The following is a 25,748-nucleotide window of genomic DNA, read 5'->3' as shown; positions in this document are numbered from 1 at the left end:
GTGCGCTCCGCGATCGGCGTGGCGCCCGGCGGGCCGGGCCAAAGCGGCAAAAATACACGGTCGGGGCGCCTGCGCGCCAGCGCGGCGGGCGGCTCAGGTCAGCCCGGCGACCAGGCAGTCAAGCGCGGCGCGCAATTCGGCGCGGCGCTCCGTGCTGGCCAGCACCTGCTCCACCGTGCACCCCGCTCCGGGCAGCGCCACCGGGAACGATTGCGCCGACAGCAGTTCGGCCGACATGGTGCGCAGGATCTCGGCCAGCGCCTCCTGCGCATGGTGCGAGCCGCGCGCCGAGGCGTTCAGCAGCAGCACCGGCTTGCCGGGGAATTCCAGGCTGCCGACCAGCCAGTCCAGCAGGTTCTTGAACGCGCCGGGCACGCCGTGGGCGTATTCGGGACAGGCGACCAGCAGCGCGTCGGCCCGCCCTACCGCTTCGCGCAGCGCCAGCACCGGGGCGGGCAGCGGATCGGCCTCGTCGTCGGGATTGAACGGCGGCAAGGCGGCCATCCCGTCGTACGGCCGCAGTTCGAGCGACGGTGGCGCCAGCTGCCGCGCCGCTTCCAGCGCCGCGCGGTTGGACGAGACCCGGCGCAGGCTGCCGCACAGGCACAGCACGCGGCGCCGCGCCGCGCTCATGCGGCAGGCGTGCCCTGCACCACGATCTTTCCCAGCCCCAGCGACTTGTTGCGCGGCTGGCGCGACAGCCGCCCGGCGGTGTTGCGCGCGATCCCGCGGTAGCGCGCGGCGAGCTCGGAATCGGGCATCGCCACCACGGTGGGCGTGCCGCCGTCGGCCTGCTCGCGGATGCGGATGTCCAGCGGCAGCGAGCCGAGGTAAGGCACCTGGTACTGCTCGGCCATGCGTGCGCCGCCGCCCTCGCCGAAGATGTGTTCCTCGTGGCCGCAGTTGGAGCAGACGTGGGTGGCCATGTTCTCCACGATGCCGAGCACCGGCACCTCCACCTTCTCGAACATCTTCAGCGCCTTGCGCGCGTCCAGCAGGGCGATGTCCTGCGGCGTGGTGACGATCACCGCGCCGGCCACCGGCACCTTCTGCGCCAGCGTGAGCTGGATGTCGCCGGTGCCCGGCGGCAGGTCGATCACCAGGTAGTCGAGCATCTCCCAGCGCGAGTCGGTGAGCAGTTGCATCATCGCCTGGGTCACCATCGGGCCGCGCCAGATCATCGGCGTCTCCTCGTCGACGAGGAAGCCGATCGACATCGCCTGCAAGCCGTGCGCCCGCATCGGCGTGATGCTCTTGCCGTCGGGCGATTCCGGCTTGCCGCCGATGCCGAGCATGCGCGGCTGGCTGGGGCCGTAGATGTCGGCGTCGAGCACGCCCACTTTCGCGCCCTCGGCCTGCAGCGCCAGCGCCAGGTTGGCCGCCACCGTGGACTTGCCCACGCCGCCCTTGCCCGAGGCCACCACGATGATGTTCTTCACGTTCGGCAGCGGCCCCAGCGTGCCCTGCACCTTGTGCACGTGCACGCGGCTGGCGATGGACACCGCCGCCGCCTCGATCGCCGGGTCGGCCTCCAGCGCCTGCTTGGCCTGCGCGGCCAGCGCGTCGGCCGCGCCCGCGGCGGGATAGCCCAGCAGCAGGTCCACCGACACCTTCGCGCCGTCCACGCCCACCGCGCGCACGGCCTCGGCCAGCGGCGCACCGGTATGCGGATCGGTCAGCCCTTCCAGCACGTGGCGGACCCGCGCTTCATCTACCTGCGTCATCGTGCTCGTGAACCTCGTCCGGGGGAACGCGCATTATGCCAGCCCGCCCTGTCGCCCCAGCTGATCCAGGTCAGCGGCGCGATGGCGCAACGCAGCTTGACGCTCCCGGCCGGGCAGTACAGGCTGGCCGCCACCATACGCTTTCGTACGGGAGGATCGCCGTCCATGAAGTCCATGCTCCGCTTCGCCCTCGCCACCGCCCTGCTGGCCGCCGCCGGCGCCGCCACCGCCGCCAGCGACAGCCCGGTCGGCACCTGGAGGCAGGTCGACGACCACACCGGCAAGGTCACCTCGATCATCCAGATCACCGACCATGGCGGCGAACTCGAGGCCAAGGTGCTCAAGGTGATGAACATGACGCCGGAGCAGATCGCCCGCGACGGCGAGCACCCGCGCTGCACCAAGTGCGATGGCGAACGCCACGACCAGCCGGTCGAAGGCATGACCATCATGTGGGGCGTGCGCCGCGACGACGACGTGTGGGACGGCGGCCACATCCTCGACCCCAGCAACGGCAAGGTCTACAAGGTGAAGCTCACGCTGAAGGACGGCGGCGCGAAGCTGGACGTGCACGGCTACATCGGCTTCGCCCTGCTCGGCCGCAGCCAGGTCTGGGAGCGGCAGGACGGCTGACGCGCGCCGCGCCCCTGCATGCGGACGCCCCGCCTTGCCGGGGCGTTTTTCCGCGCGGCCCGCGGCGCCGCGGATCGCGCCCGCGCCGCGCAACCCTCATTCGCCCGCCGGCGGGGCCCGGTGCACGGCCACTCCGTGCGCGGCGAACGCCACACGCGTCGCGCGGCCCGTGTCGTGCTCCACCACCAGGTGCCGCACCTGCTCCACCGGCACGATGCGATGCGTGGCGCGCGCGCCCAGCTTGTCGCCGGTGGCCACCACCACGGTCTCGGCGCTGGCCTCGACCATCGCCCGCTTGAGCAGCGATTCCTCGCTGTCGAAGCCCCACAGGCCGGTGTCCGCGTCGATGGCGCAGGCGCCGGGGAAGCACAGGTCAGCGCGGATGCGCCGCAGCTCCTGCAGGGTCTGCGCGCCCACCGCGCCGCCGATGCGCGGGTCGATGCGGCCGCCCAGCAGCAGGATCCCGAAGCCCTCGCGCTCGTACAGCGCCAGCGCGATGTCCGGCGCGTTGGTGACCACGGTCAGCCCCAGCCGTTCGGGCAGCGCAGCGGCGATCGCGGCGTTGGTGGAGCCGGCGTCGATCAGCAGCACCTGCCCTTCGCCCACCAGCTCCACCGCCTTGCGCGCCAGCGCCAGCTTGCGGCCGGCATGCTCGCCGCGGCGCTGCTTCAGCGGCGTCGCCGGCAGCGACACCGACAGCGCGCCGCCGTACACGCGCCGGCACAATCCCTGCGCGGCCAGTTCGCGCAGGTCGCGGCGCAGCGAGTCCTCCGACACGGCGAATTCCGCCGCCAGTTCGGCCGCCACCACCCGGCCGTGGCTGCGCAGGCGCTGCAGCACGCGCTGCTGGCGCTCCTGCGGCAGCATCTCCGCCGGCGGCGCGCGCCTAGCCACGCGTCGCCTCCAGCAGGCCCGCGCGGCACAGATCGCCGCGCAGCGTGGCGGGGTCGCGGAAGTGCAGCGCGTGCATGCCCAGCCGCGCCGCGGCCTCCACGTTGCGCGGCGCGTCGTCGATGTACACCGTGCGCGCCGGATCCAGGCCGTAGCGCGACAGCATCCGGCGGTAGATTTCCGGGTCGGGCTTGATCAGGCGTTCCTCGCCCGACACCACGATGCCGAGGAACGCGTCCATGAAGCGGTAGCGCTGGCGCGCCAGCGGGAAGGTCTCGTGCGACCAGTTGGTGAGCGCGTACAGCGGCACGCCGCGCGCGCGCAGCTCGTCGAGGATGGCCAGGCTGCCGTCGATCGGCCCGCGCAGCATCTCGTCCCAGCGCTCGCGGTAGGCGGCGATCAGTGCGGCCTGCCGCGGGTGCTCCGCGCTGAGGCCGGCGATGGCTTCGCTCCAGGGACGCCCGGCGTCCTGCTGCTCGTTCCAGTGCGAGGTGCACACCTCGGCGAGGAAGCGTTCCATCGCCGCCTCGTCGTCGAACAGCCGGCGGTAGAGGTAGCGCGGGTTCCAGTCCACCAGCACGCCGCCGAGGTCGAACACCACGGTGTCGAAGCGCGGAGCACTCATGGCCGCACCACCTTCGCCGACGCGGCGGTCAGCAGCAGCATCGCGCCGACCCCGGCCAGCGCCAGCGGCAGGCCGATGGCGTGCGCCGCGAAACCGACCAGCGCCGGTCCGCAGAGCAGGCCCAGGTAGCCCAGCGTGGTCACCGTGGCGATGGCGATGCCCGGCGAGGCGCCGGGCAGCCGCCCCGCCGCGCCGAACATCACCGGCACGATGTTGGCCGCGCCCAGGCCCACCAGCACGAACCCGGCCGGCGCCGCCCAGGGCCATGCCAGCAGCGCGGCGAACAGGAACCCGGCCGCCGCCACGCAGGCGCCGGCGCGCACGGCGAGCACCGGGCCGAAGCGCGCCACGGCGCGGTCGCCGGTGAGGCGTCCCAGCGCCATCGCCACCGAGAACACCGCGTAGCCGATGCCCGCCGAGGCTGCCGGGAAGCCGTGGAAATCGCGCAGCAGCACCGCGCTCCAGTCCAGCATCGAGCCCTCGGCCAGGAAGCTGATGAAGCACAGCACGCCCAGCAGCAACACCAGGCCGCGCGGCATCCGGAACGCCGCCCGCCGCGCCGCCCCGGCCACCTCGTCGAGCAGGCTCGGCCACTGCGTCAGCACCACCGCCAGCAGCAGCATCGACACCACGCCGGCCGCCAGCGTCAGCGACGCCCCCGCCGCCAGCAGCAGGCTCATGCCCGCCGCGCCGGCCAGGCCGCCGATGCTGAACAGGCCGTGGAAGCCGGACATCAGCGGGCGCCCCGCGCGCCGCTCCACTTCCACCGCGTGCGCGTTCATGGCCACGTCCACCGCGCCCAGCGCCGCGCCGAAGTACAGCAGCGCCATGGCCAGCGCCAGCGCGTCCGGCGCCAGCGTCAGCAACGGCAGCGCCAGGCAGGTCAGCAGGCCGCCGGCGACGATCACCCTGCGGCTGCCGAAGCGATGGGTGAGGAAGCCCACCAGCGGCATCGAGACCATCGAGCCGCCGCCGAAGGCCAGCAGCACCAGGCCCAGGGTGGCGTCATCCAGCCCCAGCCGCGCCTTGGCGTAGGGCACCATCGGCGCCCACGCCGACACGCCGATGCCCGCGGCCAGGAAGACCAGCCGCGTGGCGAGGACGGCCGGTGCCAGGTCGCGCCTCCGCTCCGCCGCCACCGTCATTTCGCCTGCGTCCACGTCGTGCTCCACCGGATCGACCGGGAATGAATGTACAAAAACGTGCAAAAACTTGCAAAGATCCGCATGGCATCCAATATCGCCATGCTCGCCCGCCGCGCCGGCGTCCCGGCGAAGACGGCTGGACGGCCATGCCATAATGCTTGGCCCCCACCGGAAACCCCGCCTCCATGAGCCGCCGCCTGTTCGTCACCTGCGCCCTGCCCTATGCCAACGGCCCGCTGCACATCGGCCACATGGTCGAGCACGTGCAGGGCGACATCTGGGTGCGCGCGCTGCGCATGCGCGGCCACACCGTGCACTTCGTCTGCGCCGACGACGCCCACGGCACGCCGATCATGCTGCGCGCCCAGCGCGAGGGCATCACGCCGGAGCAGCTGGTGGCGCAGACCTGGCAGCAGCACACCGCCGATTTCCGCGACTTCGGCATCGGCTACGACCACTACTCCAGCACCCATAGCGACGCCAACCGTGCGCTCACCTCGCGCATCTACCAGGCGCTGCACGACAAGGGGCATGTCGAGGTGCGGCCGGTCGAGCAGTTCTTCGACCCCGAGAAGTCGATGTTCCTGCCCGACCGCTTCATCAAGGGCGAGTGCCCGAACTGCCACTCCAGGGACCAGTACGGCGACTCCTGCGAGGTCTGCGGCAAGACCTATTCGCCCACCGACCTGATCGAGCCGTACTCGGTGATCTCCGGCGCGCGCCCGGTGCTGAAGGACTCCGAGCACTACTTCGTGAAGCTGGCCGACTTCGAGCCCATGCTGCGCGACTGGCTGGCCGGGCGCCGCGCCGCAGGCGGCCTGCAGGGCGAGGTGGTGAACAAGCTGGAGGAATGGTTCACCGACGGCCTGCGCAGCTGGGACATCTCGCGCGACGCGCCGTACTTCGGCTTCGAGATCCCCGGCGCGCCGGGCAAGTTCTTCTACGTGTGGGTGGACGCGCCGGTAGGCTACCTGGCTGCGTTCCGCGAGCTGTGCGAGCGCGACGGGCTGGACTTCGAGGCCTTCACCGACCCGGCGAAAGCCGCCGCCGAGGGCACCGAGCAGGTGCACTTCATCGGCAAGGACATCGTCTACTTCCACACCCTGTTCTGGCCGGCCATGCTGCACGGCGCAGGCCTGCGCACGCCCACCGCGGTGAACGTGCACGGCTTCCTGACCGTGGACGGCGCCAAGATGTCCAAGTCGCGCGGCACCTTCATCAATGCGCGCGCCTGGCTGGACCACCTCGACCCCGACTACCTGCGCTACTACCTCGCCAGCATGCTCGGCCCCACGCTGGGCGACGTGGACCTGGACCTGAAGTCCTTCGAGGAGCGCGTCAACTCGCACCTGGTCGGCAAGTGGGTGAACATCGCCAGCCGCTGCGCCGGCTTCGTGCACAAGTTCTTCGGCAACCGCCTGGCCGACGCGCTGCGCGACGACCTGCGCGCGCGCTACGACGCGGCCGTGGCGCAGCTCGCCCCGCTCGGCGACCTGTACGAAGCGCGCGACTACGCGGCGGCGATGCGCCGCTTCGTCGAGGTGGCCGACACCACCAACAGCTGGATCGCCGAGCAGGCGCCGTGGGTGATCGCCAAGGACGAATCGCGCCGCGACGAGCTGCACCAGGTGTGCTCGCTGGCGATCAACCTGTTCCGCCTGCTGTCGACCTGGCTGAAGCCGGTGCTGCCCGCCACCGTGGCCCGCGCCGAAGCCTTCCTCGGCGCCGCCACCACCCGTTTCACCGACGCCGACGCCCCGCTGCTCGGCCACGTCCTGCAACCGTTCGAGGCGCTGATGACGCGCGTCGACCCGAAGAAGATCGAAGCCATGATCGACGCCTCCAGGGAATCCCTGAAACCCGCCGCCGCGCCGGCCAGCGCCCCGGCGCCGGCCGCGCCGTCGCCCACCCCGGCGGCCGAAACGCCCGCCACCGTCGGCATCGACGATTTCGCCAGGCTGGACCTGCGCGTGGGCAAGGTGCTGGCCTGCGAATTCGTGGAAGGCTCGGACAAGCTGCTGCGCTTCGAGCTGGACGCCGGCCCGCTGGGCACCCGGCAGATCTTCTCCGGCATCCGCGCCGCCTACGGCGAGCCGGGGAAGCTGGTCGGCCGCAACGTGGTGTTCATCGCCAACCTGGCGCCGCGCAAGATGCGCTTCGGCCTGTCCGAGGGCATGATCCTGTCCGCCGGCGACGGCGGCAGCGACCTGTTCCTGCTCGACGCCGACCAGGGCGCGAAGCCGGGCGCCACGGTGCGCTGAGCCCTGCCCCCTCTCTCCGCCGGGGAGAGGGCCGGGGTGAGGGGACACTCTCGCCGTGACACAGCAACTCGCCGACCGCATCGACGCGATCCTGCCGCAGACGCAGTGCGAACAATGCGGCTACCACGGCTGCCGGCCCTATGCCGAGGCGATCGCGCGCGGCGAAGCGGCGATCAACCAGTGCCCTCCGGGCGGCGCGGCCGGCATCGCCAGGCTGGCGGCCCTGCTCGACCGCCCGCCGCTGCCGCTCAACCCCGCCAACGGCGTCGAAAAGCCGCGCATGCTGGCGCGCGTGGTCGAGGCCGACTGCATCGGCTGCACCAAGTGCATCCAGGCCTGCCCCGTCGACGCCATCGTGGGTGCGGCCAGGCTGATGCACACGGTGATCGCCGACGATTGCACCGGCTGCGAGCTGTGCATACCCGCCTGCCCGGTGGACTGCATCGTGCTGGAACCGATGCCGGCGACGCAGGTCGACGCGGCCCACGCCGATGCCGCCCGCGCGCACTTCCGGCGCCGCGAGGCGCGACTGGCGCGGGAACGCGCGCAGCGCGAGGCCGAGCTGGCCGCCCGCAAGGCCGCGGTGGATGCGGTCGACGCGCCCGCCAATCCCGTGCTCGCCGCGCTGGCGCGCGCCCGCGCACGGCAGCAAGGGGGCAAGCCATGAAACGCGCCGACGTCGTCGAGCTGTTCACCCGCCTGCGCGAGCTGGACCCGCACCCCACCACCGAGCTGGAGTACCGCACGCCGTTCGAGCTGCTGGTCGCGGTGGTGCTGTCGGCGCAGGCCACCGACGTGGGCGTGAACAAGGCCACGCGCAAGCTCTACCCGGTGGCGAACACGCCGCAGGCGATCCTCGCGCTGGGCGAGGACGGGCTGAAGAAGTACATCAGCACCATCGGCCTGTACAACGCCAAGGCGAAGAACGTGATCGCGCTGTGCCGCATCCTGGTCGAACAGTACGACGGCGAGGTGCCGCACACGCGCGAGGCGCTGGAAGCGCTGCCCGGCGTGGGCCGCAAGACCGCCAACGTGGTGCTGAACACCGCCTTCGGCCAGCCCACCATCGCGGTGGACACGCATATCTTCCGCGTCGCCAACCGCACCGGGCTGGCGCCCGGCAAGGACGTGCGCGCAGTCGAGGACAAGCTGGAGAAGGTGGTGCCGGCCGAATTCAAGCAGGACGCCCATCACTGGCTGATCCTGCACGGCCGCTACGTATGCAAGGCGCGCAGGCCCGACTGCCCGCGCTGCGTGATCCGCGACCTGTGCCGGTACAAGGACAAGACGGTGGCCTGACGGCACGCCCGCTTTTCTTCCTCTCCCCTCCGGGGAGAGCACTGCCCTGAGCCGGCCGAAGGGGACCGAGGTGAGGGGCGGGTGCTCGCGACAACGGCGCCAGTGCAAGCTGCTTCGTTGAAGGCATGCCGCGAGGTTGACCCCTCACCCAACCCTCTCCCCGGAAGGGAGAGGGAGAACAGCGATGGCACACCCCCTCCCCGAAAAGCAAACGGCGGGCTGGTGCCCGCCGTTTTCCGTCCCTGGGTCGAACTCCTTCCGATAACCCCGCATGCCAGGGATGATGCCGCAGGCATGTGACGCTTCGGGGAAAGCGGCGTGTCAGAACGCCACCTGCCCGAACACGCCGATCTCGTTGGTCTTCACGTTCTGCACGTGCACCGGCGCCGGCGTGGCCACCCGGGCGTCGGCCGACTCGTGCTTCCACACCGCGGCCAGGTCGAAGCCCTTGGTCACCGCGAACTGCAGGCCGAGGTTGTAGTAGACGTCCTTCTTGCGCGGGTCCAGCGTCTTGCTGAGCTTGGCGTTGTCGTAGCGGGCGAACAGGGTCAGGTCGTCGTTCAGGCCCACGCTGCCCCACACCGAGTAGCCGTCCGCCTTGTCCGTCGCCGGCGTGGTCACGTTGTTCCAGTTCTTCGCGGTGAAATACTCGGCGCCGAGGCGGAAGGCGCTGCTCTTGTACGCCACCATCAGGTCGCCGCGCTGGGCCGTATGGTTCGCGCTGGTGGTCTGGGTTTCCTTGCCCAGATCGCCGCTGTAGCCGCCCAGCGCCACCATCAGGCCCTCGACCGGCTGGAAGCCCACGCGCCCCTCGAAGTCCACGTTCTTGCTGCGGCTCGGGTTCTTGTAGCCGCCGCCGTTCACGGCGGACACCGCGTAGTTGAACATGCCGCCGTCGCCGACGCTGCCCAGCATGTGCAGGCCCCAGTCCGCCGAGTTGGCGTAATGCAGGCGGTCGGTCAGCGTGTTCTCCACGTAGCGGAAGCCGTACCAGTCTTCCACGAACGGGATCCACGGCATGTCGGCCGAACCGATGCGCAGGACCGCCGCCTTGTCGAAGTTGCCCTGCACGTAGGCCTTCTTCACGAACAGATTGGTCTCGCCGTCGTTGCTGACATAGTTGAAGTCGGTGGTGAGGTTGGCCGACCAGATGTCGTTGAACTTGTGCGTCACGCCCAGGTAGAAGCGCTTCACGTCGAGGCCGGTGCCGGTGGCGGCGGTCTTGCCGGTATCGCTGTTCTTCTGGTCGATGTGGCTGAAGTCGAAGTACATCTTGCCGGACAGCGAGGTGTTGCTGACCAGCTTGTCCAGCTTGTCGAGCCGCGCGCTCAGCGCGGCGTCGGGCGCCGGCGCGGCGACGACGGCCTGCTGCTGCGCCTGCACCTGCTGCACCGCCTGCGCGGTCTGCTGCTGCGCCTGGGCCTGGCTGGCCGACTGCGCCTGCAGGTCGTCCACCTTCTGCTGCAGGGCGGCGATCTCGGCCTTCAGCTGGGCCAGTTCGCTGGCGCTGACCCGGGTCGACGTGTGGTTATCGGTCTGGGCCGGCGCGGCGGCGGCCGCGAAGCTGCTGGCGCCCAGGCTGGCGGCAATCGCCACGGCGAGCATTTTCGAACGCATGGAAACTCTCCACTGGATGTTGGCAATCATTCGGCCGCCCCCTTTCGCTCTTGCTGGCCGGCCCGGTTTCGGAACGTAAGCAGAATGTCGCGGGCGAATGACTGTTCGATTCCATCCGTGTTACGGAACAAAGACAGCCGTCATCTCGCCGGCGTCGGCACGCCCATGCCCGGCTGATATGCTTGGCGGATGGATGCATATCTCAGCAACAGCCGGTCCAGCCGCATCGCGCAGCGCTTCCGCGGCTTCCTCCCGGTGGTGGTGGACGTGGAGACGGGCGGCTTCGATGCCGAGCGCGACGCGCTGCTGGAGATCGCCGCGGTCATGCTCGACATGGACGAGGACGGCTTCCTGCATCCGCAGCCGGCGATATCCGCCCACGTGGAGCCCTTCCCGGGCGCCAACCTCGACCCGCGCGCGCTGGAGATCACCGGCATCGACCCGGACAACCCGCTGCGCGGCGCCCTGGACGAGCGCCTCGCGCTGGAGCATGTCTTCCAGCCGGTGCGCCAGGTGATGCGCGCGCACGGCTGCCAGCGCGCGATCCTGGTCGGGCACAACGCCGCCTTCGACCTGGGCTTCCTCAACGCCGCGGTGCGCCGCACGGGGCACAAGCGCAACCCCTTCCATCCCTTCAGCTGCTTCGATACCGCCACGCTGGCCGGCCTGGCCTACGGCCAGACCGTGCTGAGCAAGGCGGTGCTGGCCGCCGGCCTGGCCTTCGACACGCGCGAGGCGCACTCGGCCGTGTACGACGCCGAGCGCACCGCGGAACTGTTCTGCGGCATCGTCAACCGCTGGCGCCGGCTGGAGACGCTGGAGCACGCGGTAACGCTGTAGTTTCGATGACAGTCGCATGCGCGTTGTCATCGAACTGAAACATCCGACTCACATCGCTGCAACACGCGGCTCCTGAAATAGCGGCCACCGGGCACCGCCCGTCGTCCCTCCCAAGGAGCCAACCCGTGTCGAAATCCATCCGCACCGCCCCGCGTCGTGGTCTGGGCCTCAGCCTGCTCGCCGCCGTCGTCGCCCTCGCGTTCGGCAGCAGCGCCTGCGCCACCGACATCACCGGCGCCGGATCCAGCTTCGTGTATCCGGTCATCTCCAAGTGGTCGGCCGGCTACGCCGAGAAGACCGGCAACCACGTCAACTACCAGTCCATCGGCTCCGGCGGCGGCATCGCGCAGATCAAGGCCGGTACCGTCGACTTCGGCGCGTCCGACATGCCGCTGGACGAGGCCACGCTGGCCAAGTTCGGCCTGGGCCAGTTCCCCGACGTGATCGGCGGCATCGTGCCGGCGTTCAACGTGCAGGGCGTGGCGCCGGGCAAGCTGGTGCTGGACGGCGCCACCCTGGCCGACATCTACCTGGGCAAGATCGTCCACTGGAACGACCCGGCCATCGCCCGGCTCAACCCGGGCCTGAAGCTGCCCGACGCGAAGATCACCGTGGTCCATCGTTCCGACGGCTCGGGCACCACCTTCAACTTCTCCGACTACCTGTCCAAGGTCAGCGCCGAGTGGAAGTCCAAGGTGGGCGAAGGCACCGCGGTGAACTGGCCGACCGGCATCGGCGGCAAGGGCAACGAGGGCGTCTCGGCCTACATCAAGCAGATCCCGAACTCGCTCGGTTACGTGGAATACGCCTACGCGCTGCAGAACCACATCGGCTACGCGCTGATGAAGAACGCCGCGGGCAAGGTGGTCAAGCCGATGACCGCGAGCTTCCAGGCCGCCGCCGCCACCGCCGACTGGGCACACGCGAAGAACTTCAACCTGCTGATGACCAACGCGCCGGGCGCGGACGCCTGGCCGATCACCGCCACCTCGTGGGTGATCATGTACAAGCAGCCGAAGAACGAGGCGAACACCAAGGTCGCCTTCGACTTCTTCAAGTGGGCCTACGAGCACGGCCAGGAACAGGCCCGCTCGCTCGACTATGTGCCGCTGCCCGACAGCCTGGTGCAGCAGATCGAGAACTACTGGAAGACCGAGTACAAGCAGTAAGCCGCGACCAGGCCCCTCTCCCGCCAGGAGAGGGGTTGCGGTGAGGGTTCGGCTGGAACGGAATGCCTCGCTTCGCCCGAACCCTCATCCGCCCTTCGGGCACCTCCTCCCGAGGGGAGAAGGGAACAAACCCCGCTCTTTCGCGAAGGCCGCATGTCATCGATCCCCGCCACCACCGAGCCCGTCGACGTCGACCGCCGCAGCCGCACCGACGCGCGCCACGACGCGCTGTTCCGCCTGCTGCTCAAGGCCTGCGCGCTGCTGGTGCTGGCCGCCCTGCTGGGCGCCGCGCTGTCCACCCTGTGGGGCGGGCGCGAGGTGCTGTTCGGCCACGGGCTGCACTTCCTCGCCAGCGATGCCTGGAACCCGGTGACCGACGACTACGGCGCGCTGGCGCCGATCTTCGGCACCCTGGTGACCTCGCTGATCGCCCTGGTCCTGGCCGTGCCGACCAGCTTCGGCATCGCCCTCTTCCTCACCGAGATCGCGCCTGCCTGGCTGCGCGGCCCGGTGGCCACCGCGATCGAGCTGCTGGCCAGCATCCCGTCGATCATCTACGGCATGTGGGGCCTGTTCGTGTTCGTGCCGTTCATGTCGCGCATCGAGCCGGCGCTGAACGACACCCTGGGCCGCATCCCGCTGGTCGGCAAGCTGTTCCAGGGCCCGCCGATCGGGCTGGGCCTGCTCACCGCCGGCATCGTGCTGGCGGTGATGATCCTGCCGTTCATCTGCTCGGTGATGCGCGAGGTGTTCCGCACCGTGCCGACCCGGCTGAAGGAGTCCTCCTACGCGCTGGGCTCGACCACCTGGGAGGTGGTCTGGGACATCGTGCTGCCGTACACCCGCTCGGCGGTGATCGGCGGCATCTTCCTCGGTCTCGGCCGCGCGCTGGGCGAGACGATGGCGGTGACCTTCGTGCTGGGCAATTCGTACAACATCACCTCCTCGCTGCTGATGCCGGGCACCTCGATCTCCTCCAGCATCGCCAACGAGTTCAACGAAGCGGTGGGCACCCACCGCTCGGCGCTGATCGCGCTGGGCTTCCTGCTGTTCGTGGTGACCTTCGTGGTGCTGCTGATCGCGCGCCTGATGCTGCGCCGGCTGGCCAGGCGGGAGGGCAACTGATGGCCGCCGTCCACACCCGTCGGCGCGTCGTCAACGTCGTCGCGCTTACCCTGAGCGGCTGCGCCACCCTGCTGGGCCTGGTGTTCCTGGCCTGGATCCTGTGGGTGACGCTGAAGAACGGCCTGGGCGCGATCGACTGGAAGCTGTTCAGCAAGATCACCGCCTACGCCGACCAGGGCGGCCTGTCCAACGCCATCGTGGGCAGCCTGGTGATGGACGCGATCGCGCTGCTGATCTGCGCACCGGTGGGCGTGCTGGCCGGCGCCTTCCTCGCCGAGTACGCGCACCGCTCGAAGCTGGGCGCCACCATCCGCTTCCTCAACGACATCCTGCTGTCGGCGCCATCCATCGTGCTCGGCCTGTTCGTGTACGTGATCGTGGTGCTGCCGATGTCGAACCTGACCCACGGCGCGGTGTCGTTCTCCGGCCTCGCCGGCTCGATCGCGCTGGCGCTGATCGGCCTGCCGGTGATCGTGCGCACCACCGACGAGATGCTGCAGCTGGTGCCCGGCACGCTGCGCGAGGCCGCGCTGTCGCTGGGCATCCCGCAATGGAAGATGACCGTGCAGGTGCTGATGCGTGCGGCCACGTCCGGCATCGTCACCGGCGTGCTGCTGGCGCTGGCGCGGCTGGCCGGCGAGACCGCGCCGCTGCTGTTCACCGCCTTCGGCAACAACTTCATGGCCTGGCACCCACTGGACAAGATGGAGAGCCTGCCGGTGGCGATCTACCAGTACACCAACGACCCCAACCCGGCGCTGCACGCCATCGCCTGGGCCGGCGCGCTGCTGATCACGCTGTTCGTGCTGACCCTGAGCCTGCTGACCCGCCTGCTGTTCTCGCGCAAGAAGGTGCCCCATGAATGACATCGCCGCCAACGATCCCGCAGGCATGGCCGGCGTGCTGCCCGCGCAGACCAAGATCGCCGTGCGCGGGCTGGACTTCTTCTACGGCGGGGCCCGCGCGCTGAAGGAAATCAGCATGGCCATTCCCGAGAAGCAGGTCACCGCGATCATCGGGCCGTCCGGCTGCGGCAAGTCCACCCTGCTGCGCGTGTTCAACCGCATCTACGCGATCTATCCCGGCCTGCGCGCCAGCGGCGAGGTGCTGCTGGACGGCGAGAACGTGCTTGATCCGTCGTATTCGATGAACCGGCTGCGCAGCAAGGTCGGCATGGTGTTCCAGAAGCCGGTGCCGTTCCCGATGACGATCTTCGAGAACGTGGCCTACGGCATCCGCCACCACGAGAAGCTGTCGAAGGCGGACATGGAGGTGCGCGTGGAACAGGCGCTGCGCCGCGCCGCGCTGTGGGACGAGGTGAAGGACAAGCTCAAGCGCAGCGCGCTCGGCCTCTCCGGCGGCCAGCAGCAGCGGCTATGCATCGCGCGCGGCATCGCCCTGAAGCCCGAGGTGCTGTTGCTGGACGAACCCACCTCGGCGCTCGATCCCATCGCCACCGGCCGCATCGAGCAACTGGTCGAGGAACTGAAGCGCGACTACACCATCGTCATCGTCACCCACAACATGCAGCAGGCAGCGCGCGTCTCCGACCGCACCGCGTTCATGTACATGGGCGAGCTGATCGAGTTCGACGCCACCGAGAAGATCTTCACCAAGCCGTCGAAGAAGCAGACCGAGGACTACATCACCGGGCGGTTCGGCTGATCCATGAAGCCCCTCTCCCGCTTGCGGGAGAGGGGTTGGGGAGGGCACGAGCACTTCGCTCTACCCGAACCCTCTCCCGCCCTCCGGGCACCCTCTCCCGCAAGCGGGAGAGGGGATCAAAGACACGAGGCACGACATGACCATCGGCAAAGACCACATCATCAAGAGCTACGACGACGAGCTGGCGCGCCTCACCGGTGAGCTGGTGCGCATGGGCGAGCTGGCGGTCAGCCAGCTCGAGGCGGCGATCGACGTGGTCGAGCGCCGCGATGAGCGCGCCGCCCAGCACGTGGTGAACAACGACGACGCGATCGACCACCTGGAGCAGGAGATCAGCCACGACGTGGTGCGCCTGCTGGCGCTGCGCGCGCCGATGGCCAGCGACCTGCGCAACGTGTTCGCCGCCCTGCGCATCGCGGCCGACATCGAACGCATCGGCGACTACGCCGCCAACGTGGCCAAGCGCTCGATCCCGCTGTCGATGGTCGCGCCGGTCACGGCCACCGGCGGGCTCGCCCACCTGGCCGAACTGGCCGCCGAGGAAGTGCGCGGCGTGCTGGCGGCCTACCGCGACCGCGACGCCGAACGCGCCTACCAGGTGTGGAAGGACGACGCGCAGCTGGACGAGGCCTGGACCGGCTACTTCCGCCAGTTGCTCACGTACATGATGGAAGACCCGCGCAACATCACGCCATGCACCCACCTGCTGTTCATGGCCAAGAACATCGAGCGCATCGGCGACCACGCCACCAACATCGCCGAGAACGTGTGGTTCCAGGTCAACGGCGAGCCGCTGGACAAGCAGCGCAAGAAGAGCGACCGCACCTCGGAGCCACAGGTTCCGGGAGCCGGCCTGGGCGAGCCTCGCAAGTAGGGGGCTACCCCCTCCCGGCCTCCCCCTGCATGCAGGGGGAGGGGCAAAGCCGGCACCGACATGCGTTTCGCCCCCTCCCCTGCTGCGCAGGGGAGGGCCGTGGAGGGGTGCCCTTCAATGTGCCCCACCCACCAGCTTCAAGCCGACCACCCCCAGCAGGATCAGCCCCACGCAGGCCAGCCGCCACGGCGTGGCCGGGTCGCCGAACAGCACGATGCCCAGGATTACCGCGCCGACGGCGCCGATGCCGGTCCACACCGCGTAGGCGGTGCCGATCGGCAGCGTCTTCGCCGCCAGCGCCAGCAGCACCACGCTCACCGCCATCGCCGCCAGCGTGGCCACGCTGGGCCACAGCCGGCTGAAGCCGGCGGTGTATTTCAGGCCGATCGCCCAGCCGATCTCGAACAGTCCGGCCAGCACCAGATAGATCCATGCCATGGCGAAATACTCCGCGTCGCACGCAGGGTCGTCCCTGCAGGAAGACATCGGGCGGCGGGTCGTCCCGCCACCGGGCCGTGGGATGCAGCTAAAACATTCACGGCCTTCGAGCATCGCACGAAGCGTCAGCCTGCATGTCTTTGGCTCGTCATTCCGGCGCAGGCCGGACAAGCGCGCAGCGCGCAGAACGCCCGTAGGGCGACCCCGAAGGGGCGAGCGCAGCGAGTCATCCAGTTGCCGTAAAGCCGAGCAAGCGTGATCGTGGCTGGATGACCAGACCTTCGTCTGTTGAAAAGCACCTCCAGCCTGCGCCGGGATGACGATTCGGGATCGTCATCGGGTACCTAGCCGCCGGATTCCCGCACGAACAAGCTCTAGGGCAACCGCCCCTGCACCTCGCGGCGCTTCTGCATGCTGCGCGCGACGCCGTAGATGCCGATCAGCAGCCAGGCCACCTGCATCAGGAACGCCGACCAGTTGAAGCTGCCGAACAGCAGCGACAGCATCACGCCGATCGCGCCGAGGATGTTCATCAGCTGGTAGGCGAGCCGGTTGCCGTGGAGCTTGTGGGCCTGCAGCAGGAAATACGCCAACAGCACCAGCAGCACGCCGATGTAGCCGGCCCAGTCGTACCAGAAGAAGGTCATCGCCGTGCGCTCCGTTGCCGCAGTGCCTCGAACAATACGATACCCGCCGCGACGGAAACGTTGAGGCTTTCCATCGCACCGGGCATGGGGATCTTCGCCACGAAATCGCAAGTCTCGCGGGTCAGCCGGCGCATGCCCTCGCCTTCACCGCCCAGCACCAGCGCCACCGGGCCCTTCAGGTCGAGCTCGTAGAGCGACTGCGCGGTGTCGCCGGCCAGGCCGGTGATCCACACGCCGGCCTCCTTCAGCTCGCGCAGGGTGCGCGCCAGGTTGGTCACCGCCACCAGCGGCACGCGGTCGGCGCCGCCGGCCGAGGCGCGGCGCACCACCGGGGTCAGGCCCACCGCGCGGTCCTTCGGCACGATCACCGCGGCGACGTCCGCCGCCGCCGCGCTGCGCAGGCAGGCGCCGAGGTTGTGCGGGTCGGTGACGCCGTCCAGCACCAGCAGCAGCGGCGCCTCGCCGGCCCGTTCCAGCAGGCCCGGCAGGTCGTGCTCGCCGGCCGTGGGCGGCGGCTCGTACAGCGCGACCACGCCCTGGTGGCGCGCGGCGCCGGCCAGCTTCTCCAGTTGCTCGCGCGGGCGATGGTGCACCGGGATCTTCAGCGCCTTGGCGCGTTCGGCCAGCTCGTGCACGCGCGGATTGCGCTGGCCGTTTTCGACCAGCAGCTCGCGCACGCGCGCGGCGTCGTTGCTCAGCGCGCCTTCGACCGGGTTGATGCCGACGATCCAGCTTTCGCTCATGACCTGCCTTTCGGTTTCCCCGGCTTGCGGCCGGTGCTCTTTTTCGTGGCCGGCGCGGCACCGGAGGGCTTGCCGCGTTTCGTGGCCCCCGCCTTGCGCGCGCCTGCGGCCGGCTGGCCGGGCTTGCCCGCCTTGGCGGACCGCTCGTCCTCCGCCGGTCGCCCGGACGATGCGCGCGAGCGGGGCGGCGGATTATCCACCGACGCGGCCGCGCGCGGGGAAACCGTTTCGACCGCCTTCGCCTTGCCGCCGCCGAACGCGCGGCCGATCGCCTTGGCCGCCTTGCCGAACATGCCCGGCGCCTTCGCGGCGGGCGCCGCCGGCTTCGGCAGCGAGTAGCGTTCGCCCGCAGCCGCATAGTCGAACGGCTTGCGGCCGGCCACGGGTGCGCCGGCGCGGGCGCGCGGCGCCACCAGCCGGAAGTCGATCTTGCGGTCCTCCAGGCTGGCGCGCAGCACCTGCACGCGCACGTGGTCGCCCAGCCGGTATTGCGTGCCGGTGCGCTCGCCCTTCAGCAGGTGGCGCTGCGGGTCGAAATGGTAGTAGTCGTTGCTGAGCTGGCTGATGTGCACCAGGCCCGACACCTTCGACTCGTCCAGTTCCACGAACAGGCCGAACGAGGTGACGCCGGTGACCACGCCGTCGAATTCCTCGCCCACGTGCTTGGCCATCCAGGCGCACTTGAAGCGCTCGTCCACGTCGCGCTCGGCCTCCTCGGCGCGGCGCTCGCGCTGCGAGCAATGCACCGCCATCGCGGCCATCTGCGCAGGGGTGTATTCGTAGCCGGCCGGCTTGCCGCCGGTGAGCGCGTAGCGGATCGCGCGGTGCACCAGCAGGTCCGGGTAGCGGCGGATCGGCGAGGTGAAGTGCGCGTAGGCCGACAGCGCCAGGCCGAAGTGGCCGCGGTTGTCCGGCTGGTACGCCGCCATGCTCTGCGCGCGCAGCAGCACGCTCTGGATCAGTTCGCGCTCGGGGCGGTCATGCACCAGGCGCAGGATGTCGGCGAAGTCGCCGGGCGTCACTTCCTCCAGCGGCGGCAGGCGCAGCTTGAACTCGCGCAGGAACTGCTGCACGTCCTCGTACTTCTCCGCCGGCGGCGGCTCGTGGGCGCGGAACAGCGCGGGGATCTTCTTCTTTTCCAGGAACAGCGCCGCCTGCACGTTGGCGGCGATCATGCATTCCTCGATCAGCTTGTGCGCGTCGTTGCGCTCGGTGGCGCCAGCCGACACCACCTCGCCGCGCTGGTCGAGGCGGAACTTCACCTCCGGCGTCTCGAAGTCGATCGCGCCGCGGCGGCGGCGCTGCGCCGCCATCGCCCGGTACAGCGCGTGCAGGTTCTCCAGTTGCGGCAGCACGTCGGCCACCTCGTGGCGCGCGTCGGCGTCGCGCAGGCCTACCGCCTGCCACACCTTGTCGTAGGTGAGCCGCGCGTGCGAGCGCATCACCGCGGGGTAGAACTTCGACTTCGCTACCTCGCCGTCGGCGTCCACCTGCATGTCGCAGACCATGCACAGCCGCTCCACCTTCGGGTTGAGCGAGCAGATGCCGTTGGACAGCGTCTCCGGCAGCATCGGCACCACGAAGCCGGGGAAGTAGGTGGAGGTGCTGCGCTCGTAGGCTTCCTGGTCGAGCGCGCTGCCGACGCGCACGTAATGCGACACGTCGGCGATCGCCACCACCAGCCGCCAGCCGCCGCCGCGCTTCGGCTCGGCGTAGACCGCGTCGTCGAAGTCGCGCGCGTCGGCGCCGTCGATGGTGACCAGCGGCAGCTTGCGCAGATCCGTGCGGCCCTCGCGCTCGGCGGCGGTGACCTCGGGCTCCACCCGCGCCGCCTCGCGCAGCACGTCCCTCGGCCATTCGCTGGGCAGGTCGTGGCTGGCGATGGCCATTTCCACCAGCAGCGAGGGCTGCAGGCGTTCGCCCAGCACCGAGACGATGCGGCCCAGCGGGCCACGGTGTGGCGTCGGCGGGTCGGTGATCTCGGCCACCACGATCTGGCCGGCGCGCGCGCCCTGGGTCGCGCCGGGCGGGATCATCACGTCCTGGTGCAGGCGGCGGTCGTCCGGCGCCACCAGGGTCACGCCGTTCTCGACCACCACCCGCCCGACCAGCCGCGGCGAACGCCGCTGCAGCACCTCGACGATGGCGCCCTGCCGGCGCCCGCGCCGGTCCAGGCCGACCACGCTGGCCAGCACGCGGTCGCCGTGCAGCACCTGGCGCATCTGCTGCGGCGACAGGTACAGGTCGTCGCCGCCCTCGTCGGGGCGCAGGAAGCCGTAGCCTTCGGCGTTCGCCAGCACCACGCCGGGGATCAGGTCCAGCTTCTGCGCCGGCGCGTAGCCGCCGCGGCGGCCGAGCAGCAGCTGGCCGTCGCGCACCATCGCCGCCAGGCGCTTGTGCAGCGCGCCGACCTCGTAGGCGTCGCGCAGCTCCAGCGCCTCGGCGATGCGCGCCTCGGTCAGCAGTTCGCCGCGCTCTTCGAGCAGGGCGAGGATGGCCTCGCGGCTGGGAATCGGGCGCTCGTAGCGCTGCGCCTCGCGTTCGGCATGCGGGTCGCGCACCGCGTCCGGCGCGCCCTTGCGCGCACGGCGCGGCGGCGCCTTGCCTGCGGGCGCCTTCGGTGCGCGCGCCTTGTCGTTGTTGCCTTGCCTGGTTTTTCTGGTCACTGGATCGCCTTGTAAATGCGCCGCGCGGAGTGTCGCGCGTCACCGGGAAGAATGGTTTGAAGATTGTTGTTGACAAGCCGCCGGGAGGTGCCTACTCTACGCGGCTCACGCAGCCCGTACGGCTCGCGCGACACCTGCCCAGGTGGCGGAATTGGTAGACGCACTAGTTTCAGGTACTAGCGGGTAAAACCGTGGAGGTTCGAGTCCTCTCCTGGGCACCAATTGTAGACGAAGCCCGCCTCACGGCGGGCTTTTTCGTTTCCGCAGGTTCGAATCCAGGGTTGTATCCGGACCCGCGGAAACGTCATGCGGCCGCCGGTCCCTTCAGTTCCACCCTGTTGCCCTGCGGGTCGTAGCAGTAGATCGACGGGCCTTCGCCGCGCGCGCCGTAGCGCATGCCGCGCTCGCCGATGCGCACGCCGTGCGCCGCGAGGTGGGCGAGGATCGCGGCCTCGTCCCAGTCCTCCACGCGCAGGCACAGGTGGTCCATGTTGTGGCCGTCCCGGCCCGGCGCCGCGCCGCCCTGGCGGCCGAGCTTGCCGTCGACGCCGACCAGGTCGATCAGCGAGGCGCCGGCGCGCAGCTGCACCAGGCCGATCCCGTCCTGCCGGCGTTCCTCGCGGCAGCCCAGCACGTCGCAGTAGAAGCGCCGCATCGCCTCGGGATCGATGGCGCGCAGCACGACATGGTCGATTTCGCCGATGCGGATCATGGCGGCTCCGGAAGAAAGGGGAAACCGAGCATAACGCCGGGGTGGCCGCTGCTTCCGCTTTGCGCCCCGGGCCCCTGTATAATCGCCGGCTGTAGAACGCAGGGTGGGAGAAGCGGCGCCTCCGCGAGGAGCACGCCGCTGCCGAAGGCGCAACGCCCGTAATCGCTCAGGCTCCATACCATCCTGCGCAAAGCACTCTGGAGAGACCGGTTCGATCCGGCGCCGAAGGGGCACGAGGCTTCCGCCTCCAAACTCTCAGGCAAAAGGACAGAGGGGCGCCCCGCGTGCGGCCTGCACGCGCCTTCGGACTCCCCTTGCCATGAGCCAGAACAACGCCCCCGCCTCCCTGCGCGAACTGGAATACCACGACGCCTTCATCGCGCGCCACATCGGCCCCAACGACGCCGAGATCGCCGAGATGCTGCACGCCATCGGCCACGACTCGCTGGAAGCGATGACCGACGCCATCGTGCCGGGCAAGATCAAGTCGCCGGCCCCGCTGGCGCTGCCCGCAGCCATCGGCGAGGTGGAGGCGCTGGCGAAGATCCGCACCGTCGCCGCGAAGAACCAGGTGTTCCGCAGCTTCATCGGCCAGGGCTACTACGGTACCCACACGCCCAACGTCATCCTGCGCAACATCCTGGAGAACCCGGCCTGGTACACCGCCTACACGCCGTACCAGGCGGAGATCTCGCAGGGCCGCATGGAGGCGCTGATCAACTTCCAGACCATGTGCGCCGACCTCACCGGCATGGAGATCGCCAACTCCTCGCTGCTGGACGAGGCCACCGCGGCGGCCGAGGCGATGACGCTGGCCAAGCGTTCGGCGAAATCGAAGTCCGACACCTTCTTCGTGTCGAAGGGCGTGCACCCGCAGACGCTGGAAGTGCTGCGCACCCGCGCCGAGCCGCTGGGCATCGCGCTGCATGTGGGCGACGACGCCGAGGCCGCCGCGGTGGAAAGCTTCGGCATCCTGCTGCAGTACCCCGACACCTTCGGCCGCATCCACGACTACAAGGCGCTGGCCGACGCCGCCCACGCGCGCGGCGCGCTGGTGGCGGTGGCCACCGACCTGCTGGCGCTGACCCTGATCGCCGCGCCCGGCGAATGGGGCGCGGACATCGTGGTGGGCAACACCCAGCGCTTCGGCGTGCCATTCGGCTTCGGCGGCCCGCACGCGGCCTTCATGGCCTGTCGCGACGCCTACAAGCGCAACATGCCCGGCCGCCTGATCGGCGTGTCGATCGACGCCGAGGGCAACAAGGCCTACCGCCTCACCCTGCAGACGCGCGAGCAGCACATCCGCCGCGAGAAGGCCACCTCCAACATCTGCACCGCGCAGGTGCTGCTGGCGGTGATGGCCTCGATGTACGCGGTGTACCACGGCCCCGAGGGCCTGGTGCGCATCGCCCGCCGCACCCACCGCCTCGCCACCATCCTGACCGTCGCGCTGCGCCGGGCCAGCGTGACCGTGGGCGGCGACTTCTTCGACACGCTGCACGTCACCGGCGTCGACGCTGCCGCGATCCACGCGAAGGCGGAGGCCGCGCGCATCAACCTGCGTCGCATCGACGGCCGCAGCCTGGCCATCAGCCTGGACGAGACCACCACGCGCGCCGACGTCGTCGCGCTGGCCGGCCTGTTCGGCGCCGAGGCGGACATCGACGCGATCGACGCCGAGGTCCACGACGCGCTGCCGCGCCACCTGCTGCGCGGCAGCGCCTTCCTCACCCATCCGGTCTTCAACACCCACCACAGCGAGCACGAGCTGCTGCGCTACCTGCGCTCGCTGGCCGACAAGGACCTGGCGATGGACCGCACGATGATCCCGCTGGGCTCGTGCACCATGAAGCTCAACGCCACCGCCGAGATGATCCCGGTGACCTGGCCCGAGTTCGCCAACATCCATCCGCTGGCGCCGGCCACGCAGACGCAGGGCTACAAGGAGCTGATCGACGGGCTGGAGGCGATGCTGGTGGAGATCACCGGCTACGACGCGGTGAGCCTGCAGCCCAATGCCGGCGCGCAGGGCGAGTACGCCGGCCTGCTGGCGATCCGCGCCTGGCACCGGTCGCGCGGCGAGGGCTATCGCGACATCTGCCTGATCCCCGAATCCGCCCACGGCACCAACCCCGCCTCCGCGCAGATGTGCGGCATGCGCGTGGTGGTGACCAAGTGCGACGCCAACGGCAACGTGGACCTGGAAGACATCCGCGTGCAGGCCGAGAAGCACTCGGACAAGCTCGCCGCGATCATGCTCACCTACCCGTCCACCCACGGCGTGTTCGAGGAGGACGTGGTCGCCATCTGCGACATCATCCACCGGCACGGCGGCCAGGTGTACACCGACGGCGCCAACATGAACGCGCTGGTCGGCGTGGCCAAGCCCGGCAAGTGGGGCTCCGACGTGAGCCACCTCAACCTGCACAAGACCTTCTGCATCCCGCACGGCGGCGGCGGCCCGGGCGTGGGCCCGTGCGCGGTGAAGTCGCACCTGGCGGAGTTTTTGCCCTGTACTTATGCCGACATCCATGTCGGCGAAGATCAAGAAGCGGCCATCCATGGCCGCACTTCTCACAACAGCCGCTCCGTAGGGATGGTGAGTGCAGCCAGCTTCGGCAGCGCCAGCATCCTGCCGATCTCGTGGATGTACATCACCCTGATGGGCCAGCAGGGCCTGCGGAAAGCGACCCAGGTGGCGCTGCTCAACGCCAACTACATCGCCAGGCGCCTCGCGCCGCACTACCCCACGCTGTACACCGGCCGCAATGGCCTGGTGGCGCACGAGTGCATCCTCGACCTGCGCCCGATCAAGGACGCCACCGGGATCAGCGCCGAGGACGTGGCCAAGCGCCTGATCGACTTCGGCTTCCACGCGCCCACGCTGAGCTTCCCGGTGGCCGGCACGCTGATGGTCGAGCCCACCGAGAGCGAGTCGCGCCACGAGCTGGACCGCTTCATCGACGCGATGATCCAGATCCGCGACGAGATCCGCGCGGTGGAGGAAGGCAGGCTCGACCGCGAGGACAACCCGCTCAAGCACGCGCCGCACACCGCCACCCAGGTGGCGGCCAGCGAATGGACGCACGCCTACCCGCGCGAACTGGCCGCTTTCCCGCTGTCCACGCTGCGCCACCAGAAGTACTGGTCGCCGGTGGCCCGCGTGGACAACGTCTACGGCGACAAGAACGTGTTCTGCAGCTGCGTGCCGATCGGCGACTTCAAGGACGAGCCGGAGGCGTTCAGCGAACCGAACGTCGCCTGACCTTCCTCGCACGAACGAGAGGCCCCGCATCGCGGGGCCTCTTGCCATGGGCGGGACTGGACTCCATGTCATGGCGGACCTATCGTCGATATGCACCGCCGGCATGTCCCGCCGCCGGCCGTTGCGCCGCCATGGATCGGCCGTCGCGGCCGCACGGGCACAGGTGCATGCCGTCCGTTTTCGCCTCCCCACGTGAAGGAACCCCCATGACCGTCAAAGCCTATGGCACCCGGGCCGCCGACCAGCCCTTCGAACCCATGGACATCCAGCGTCGCGCCCCCGGCCCGCACGACGTCCAGATCGACATCGCCTATTGCGGCGTGTGCCACTCCGACCTGCACACGGCGCGCTCCGAATGGGGCGGCACGCTCTATCCCTGCATCCCCGGCCACGAGATCGTCGGCCAGGTCAGCGCCGTGGGCGCCGAGGTCAGGGACTTCAAGGTGGGCGACACCGTCGGCGTCGGCTGCATGGTCGACAGCTGCCAGCACTGCTCCGCCTGCGCGGAAGGGCTGGAACAGTTCTGCGAGAACGGCTTCGTCGGCACCTACAACGGCGCGACGAAGGATGCGCCCGGCCACACGCTCGGCGGCTATTCGCAGCGCGTCGTGGTCAGCGACAAGTTCGTGCTGAAGATCCGCCACCCGCGGGAGCAGCTCGCCGCGGTGGCGCCGCTGCTGTGCGCGGGCATCACCACGTATTCGCCGCTGCGGCACTGGAAGGTCGGCCCCGGCAAGAAGGTGGGCATCGTCGGCATCGGCGGCCTGGGCCACATGGGCGTGAAGCTGGCCCACGCGATGGGCGCGCACACGGTGGCCTTCACCACCTCGGAGGGCAAGCGGCAGGACGCGCTGGACCTGGGCGCCGACGAGGTGGTGGTGTCGCGCAACGCCGAGGAGATGAAACGCCACGCGGGCACGTTCGACTTCATCCTCAACACGGTGGCGGCCAGCCACGACCTGGACGCCTACACCCGCCTGCTGCGCCGCGACGGCACCCTGGTGCTGGTGGGCGTGCCGGAGCACCCGCACCCCTCGCCCAACGTGGGCAACCTGATCTTCAAGCGGGCCGCCATCGCCGGGTCCATCATCGGCGGCATCGCCGAGACGCAGGAGATGCTGGATTTCTGCGCCGACCACGGCATCGTCGCCGACATCGAGATGATCAAGGCGCAGGACATCGACGCAGCCTACGACCGCATGGTCAAGGGCGACGTGAAGTACCGCTTCGTGATCGACAACGCCACGATAGCCGGCTGAAGCGCGGCCGGCTTGCCGGCCTGGCGGAAAAGAAAAAAACCCCGGGTCTCCCCTAATGCCAGTCAGTTAAGCTGACTGGCATTTTTCATAGGGTATTTTTGCGGTCGTCGTTTGACTTCGCGCGAATACGATCGTTGTCGTCGTGGAGGT

Annotated in this window: 23 protein-coding genes, 1 tRNA gene and 1 riboswitch; of the genes, 13 read left to right on the top strand and 11 right to left on the bottom strand. The window is 69.8% G+C overall.

The genetic code is table 11. The features are described 5' to 3' along the window. Positions 1–93: 93 nt before the first annotated feature. Positions 94–633: an NADPH-dependent FMN reductase gene (locus QMK61_RS16775; RefSeq protein ID WP_302073385.1), complete on the bottom strand. Its 540-nt coding sequence runs from the start codon at positions 631–633 to the stop codon at positions 94–96. Then, complete coding sequence (gene apbC, locus QMK61_RS16770) at positions 630–1,724, bottom strand: iron-sulfur cluster carrier protein ApbC (RefSeq protein WP_302073384.1); 1,095 nt, start codon at positions 1,722–1,724, stop codon at positions 630–632. Before apbC ends, QMK61_RS16775 begins: the two co-directional genes overlap by 4 nt. A gap of 165 nt (positions 1,725–1,889) precedes the next feature. Here apbC and QMK61_RS16765 point away from each other — a divergent pair, with 165 nt between their 5' ends. Further along, positions 1,890–2,357, top strand: coding sequence for a DUF2147 domain-containing protein (locus QMK61_RS16765; protein WP_302073383.1), 468 nt, complete (start codon positions 1,890–1,892; stop codon positions 2,355–2,357). Positions 2,358–2,453: 96 nt separating this feature from the next. Here QMK61_RS16765 and QMK61_RS16760 read toward each other — a convergent pair whose 3' ends face one another. From QMK61_RS16760 to QMK61_RS16750, 3 genes are read right to left on the bottom strand one after another with little or no spacing between them, the layout of a single operon-like run. After that, positions 2,454–3,251: a DeoR/GlpR family DNA-binding transcription regulator gene (locus QMK61_RS16760; protein ID WP_302073382.1), complete on the bottom strand. Its 798-nt coding sequence runs from the start codon at positions 3,249–3,251 to the stop codon at positions 2,454–2,456. Next, a complete protein-coding gene (locus tag QMK61_RS16755) occupies positions 3,244–3,873 on the bottom strand; it encodes an HAD family phosphatase (RefSeq protein ID WP_302073381.1) in 630 nt (209 codons plus the stop codon). The genes QMK61_RS16760 and QMK61_RS16755 overlap by 8 nt, the downstream gene beginning before the upstream one ends. After that, positions 3,870–5,033, bottom strand: a complete 1,164-nt coding sequence (locus QMK61_RS16750) for an MFS transporter (RefSeq protein ID WP_302073380.1) — start codon at positions 5,031–5,033, stop codon at positions 3,870–3,872. Before QMK61_RS16750 ends, QMK61_RS16755 begins: the two co-directional genes overlap by 4 nt. Positions 5,034–5,203: 170 nt before the next feature. On the opposite strand from QMK61_RS16750, the gene metG reads away from it, so the two are divergent. From metG to nth, 3 genes are read left to right on the top strand one after another with little or no spacing between them, the layout of a single operon-like run. Beyond that, positions 5,204–7,279, top strand: a complete 2,076-nt coding sequence (gene metG, locus QMK61_RS16745) for a methionine--tRNA ligase (protein ID WP_302073379.1) — start codon at positions 5,204–5,206, stop codon at positions 7,277–7,279. Positions 7,280–7,334: 55 nt separating this feature from the next. Further along, positions 7,335–7,946 (top strand): RnfABCDGE type electron transport complex subunit B, encoded by a 612-nt coding sequence (locus QMK61_RS16740; RefSeq protein ID WP_302073378.1) that lies wholly within the window; start codon positions 7,335–7,337, stop codon positions 7,944–7,946. After that, positions 7,943–8,578, top strand: a complete 636-nt coding sequence (gene nth, locus QMK61_RS16735) for an endonuclease III (RefSeq protein ID WP_302073377.1) — start codon at positions 7,943–7,945, stop codon at positions 8,576–8,578. Before QMK61_RS16740 ends, nth begins: the two co-directional genes overlap by 4 nt. A gap of 321 nt (positions 8,579–8,899) precedes the next feature. On the opposite strand, the gene QMK61_RS16730 is transcribed toward nth, so the two are convergent. Continuing rightward, positions 8,900–10,195 (bottom strand): carbohydrate porin, encoded by a 1,296-nt coding sequence (locus QMK61_RS16730; protein WP_302073376.1) that lies wholly within the window; start codon positions 10,193–10,195, stop codon positions 8,900–8,902. A gap of 189 nt (positions 10,196–10,384) precedes the next feature. Here QMK61_RS16730 and rnt point away from each other — a divergent pair, with 189 nt between their 5' ends. The 6 genes from rnt (at position 10,385) to phoU (ending at position 15,868) form a co-directional block, all read left to right on the top strand. Beyond that, positions 10,385–11,035: a ribonuclease T gene (gene rnt, locus QMK61_RS16725; RefSeq protein WP_302073375.1), complete on the top strand. Its 651-nt coding sequence runs from the start codon at positions 10,385–10,387 to the stop codon at positions 11,033–11,035. Between the two features lie 161 nt (positions 11,036–11,196). Then, a complete protein-coding gene (gene pstS / locus QMK61_RS16720; RefSeq protein ID WP_302073395.1) occupies positions 11,197–12,204 on the top strand; it encodes a phosphate ABC transporter substrate-binding protein PstS in 1,008 nt (335 codons plus the stop codon). 153 nt (positions 12,205–12,357) lie between these two features. Further along, entirely contained in the window at positions 12,358–13,329 is a 972-nt protein-coding gene (pstC, locus tag QMK61_RS16715; protein WP_302073374.1) for a phosphate ABC transporter permease subunit PstC, read from the top strand. Next, a complete protein-coding gene (gene pstA, locus QMK61_RS16710; protein WP_302073373.1) occupies positions 13,329–14,195 on the top strand; it encodes a phosphate ABC transporter permease PstA in 867 nt (288 codons plus the stop codon). Before pstC ends, pstA begins: the two co-directional genes overlap by 1 nt. Continuing rightward, the gene (gene pstB / locus QMK61_RS16705; RefSeq protein WP_302073372.1) at positions 14,188–14,994 is read left to right on the top strand and encodes a phosphate ABC transporter ATP-binding protein PstB; all 807 of its coding nucleotides are present in this window, start codon (positions 14,188–14,190) and stop codon (positions 14,992–14,994) included. Before pstA ends, pstB begins: the two co-directional genes overlap by 8 nt. A gap of 136 nt (positions 14,995–15,130) precedes the next feature. Beyond that, positions 15,131–15,868, top strand: a complete 738-nt coding sequence (gene phoU, locus QMK61_RS16700; RefSeq protein ID WP_302073371.1) for a phosphate signaling complex protein PhoU — start codon at positions 15,131–15,133, stop codon at positions 15,866–15,868. Positions 15,869–15,982: 114 nt separating this feature from the next. Here phoU and sugE read toward each other — a convergent pair whose 3' ends face one another. From sugE to rnr, 4 genes are all read right to left on the bottom strand, one after another. After that, positions 15,983–16,306 (bottom strand): quaternary ammonium compound efflux SMR transporter SugE, encoded by a 324-nt coding sequence (sugE, locus tag QMK61_RS16695; RefSeq protein WP_302073370.1) that lies wholly within the window; start codon positions 16,304–16,306, stop codon positions 15,983–15,985. 374 nt (positions 16,307–16,680) lie between these two features. Then, on the bottom strand, positions 16,681–16,953 hold the full coding sequence (locus QMK61_RS16690; RefSeq protein ID WP_302073369.1) for a hypothetical protein: 273 nt from the start codon (positions 16,951–16,953) through the stop codon (positions 16,681–16,683). Continuing rightward, entirely contained in the window at positions 16,950–17,696 is a 747-nt protein-coding gene (gene rlmB, locus QMK61_RS16685; RefSeq protein ID WP_302073368.1) for a 23S rRNA (guanosine(2251)-2'-O)-methyltransferase RlmB, read from the bottom strand. The genes QMK61_RS16690 and rlmB overlap by 4 nt, the downstream gene beginning before the upstream one ends. Next, positions 17,693–20,257 carry a ribonuclease R gene (gene rnr / locus QMK61_RS16680; protein ID WP_302073394.1) on the bottom strand — a complete coding sequence of 855 codons (2,565 nt, stop codon included), beginning with the start codon at positions 20,255–20,257 and terminating at the stop codon, positions 17,693–17,695. Before rnr ends, rlmB begins: the two co-directional genes overlap by 4 nt. 241 nt (positions 20,258–20,498) lie before the next feature. Between rnr and QMK61_RS16675 the strand changes: the two genes are divergently transcribed. After that, a tRNA-Leu gene (locus QMK61_RS16675) sits at positions 20,499–20,583 on the top strand. An 83-nt stretch (positions 20,584–20,666) separates the two neighbouring features. Here the strand turns inward: QMK61_RS16675 and QMK61_RS16670 are convergent. Further along, complete coding sequence (locus tag QMK61_RS16670; RefSeq protein ID WP_302073367.1) at positions 20,667–21,074, bottom strand: VOC family protein; 408 nt, start codon at positions 21,072–21,074, stop codon at positions 20,667–20,669. Positions 21,075–21,261: 187 nt separating this feature from the next. Next, positions 21,262–21,355: riboswitch (glycine riboswitch) on the top strand. Positions 21,356–21,393: 38 nt separating this feature from the next. Here QMK61_RS16670 and gcvP point away from each other — a divergent pair. Continuing rightward, positions 21,394–24,339 (top strand): aminomethyl-transferring glycine dehydrogenase, encoded by a 2,946-nt coding sequence (gene gcvP / locus QMK61_RS16665; RefSeq protein ID WP_302073366.1) that lies wholly within the window; start codon positions 21,394–21,396, stop codon positions 24,337–24,339. 206 nt (positions 24,340–24,545) lie between these two features. After that, on the top strand, positions 24,546–25,598 hold the full coding sequence (locus QMK61_RS16660) for an NAD(P)-dependent alcohol dehydrogenase (protein ID WP_302073365.1): 1,053 nt from the start codon (positions 24,546–24,548) through the stop codon (positions 25,596–25,598). The last annotated feature ends 150 nt before the right edge of the window (positions 25,599–25,748 follow it).

Source organism: Fulvimonas sp. R45 (assembly GCF_030504985.1).
Classification (GTDB): Bacteria; Pseudomonadota; Gammaproteobacteria; order Xanthomonadales; family Rhodanobacteraceae; genus Rhodanobacter_A.
The sequence above is the reverse complement of the archived record's forward strand: the minus strand, read 5'-3'. Positions and strand labels throughout refer to the sequence as shown.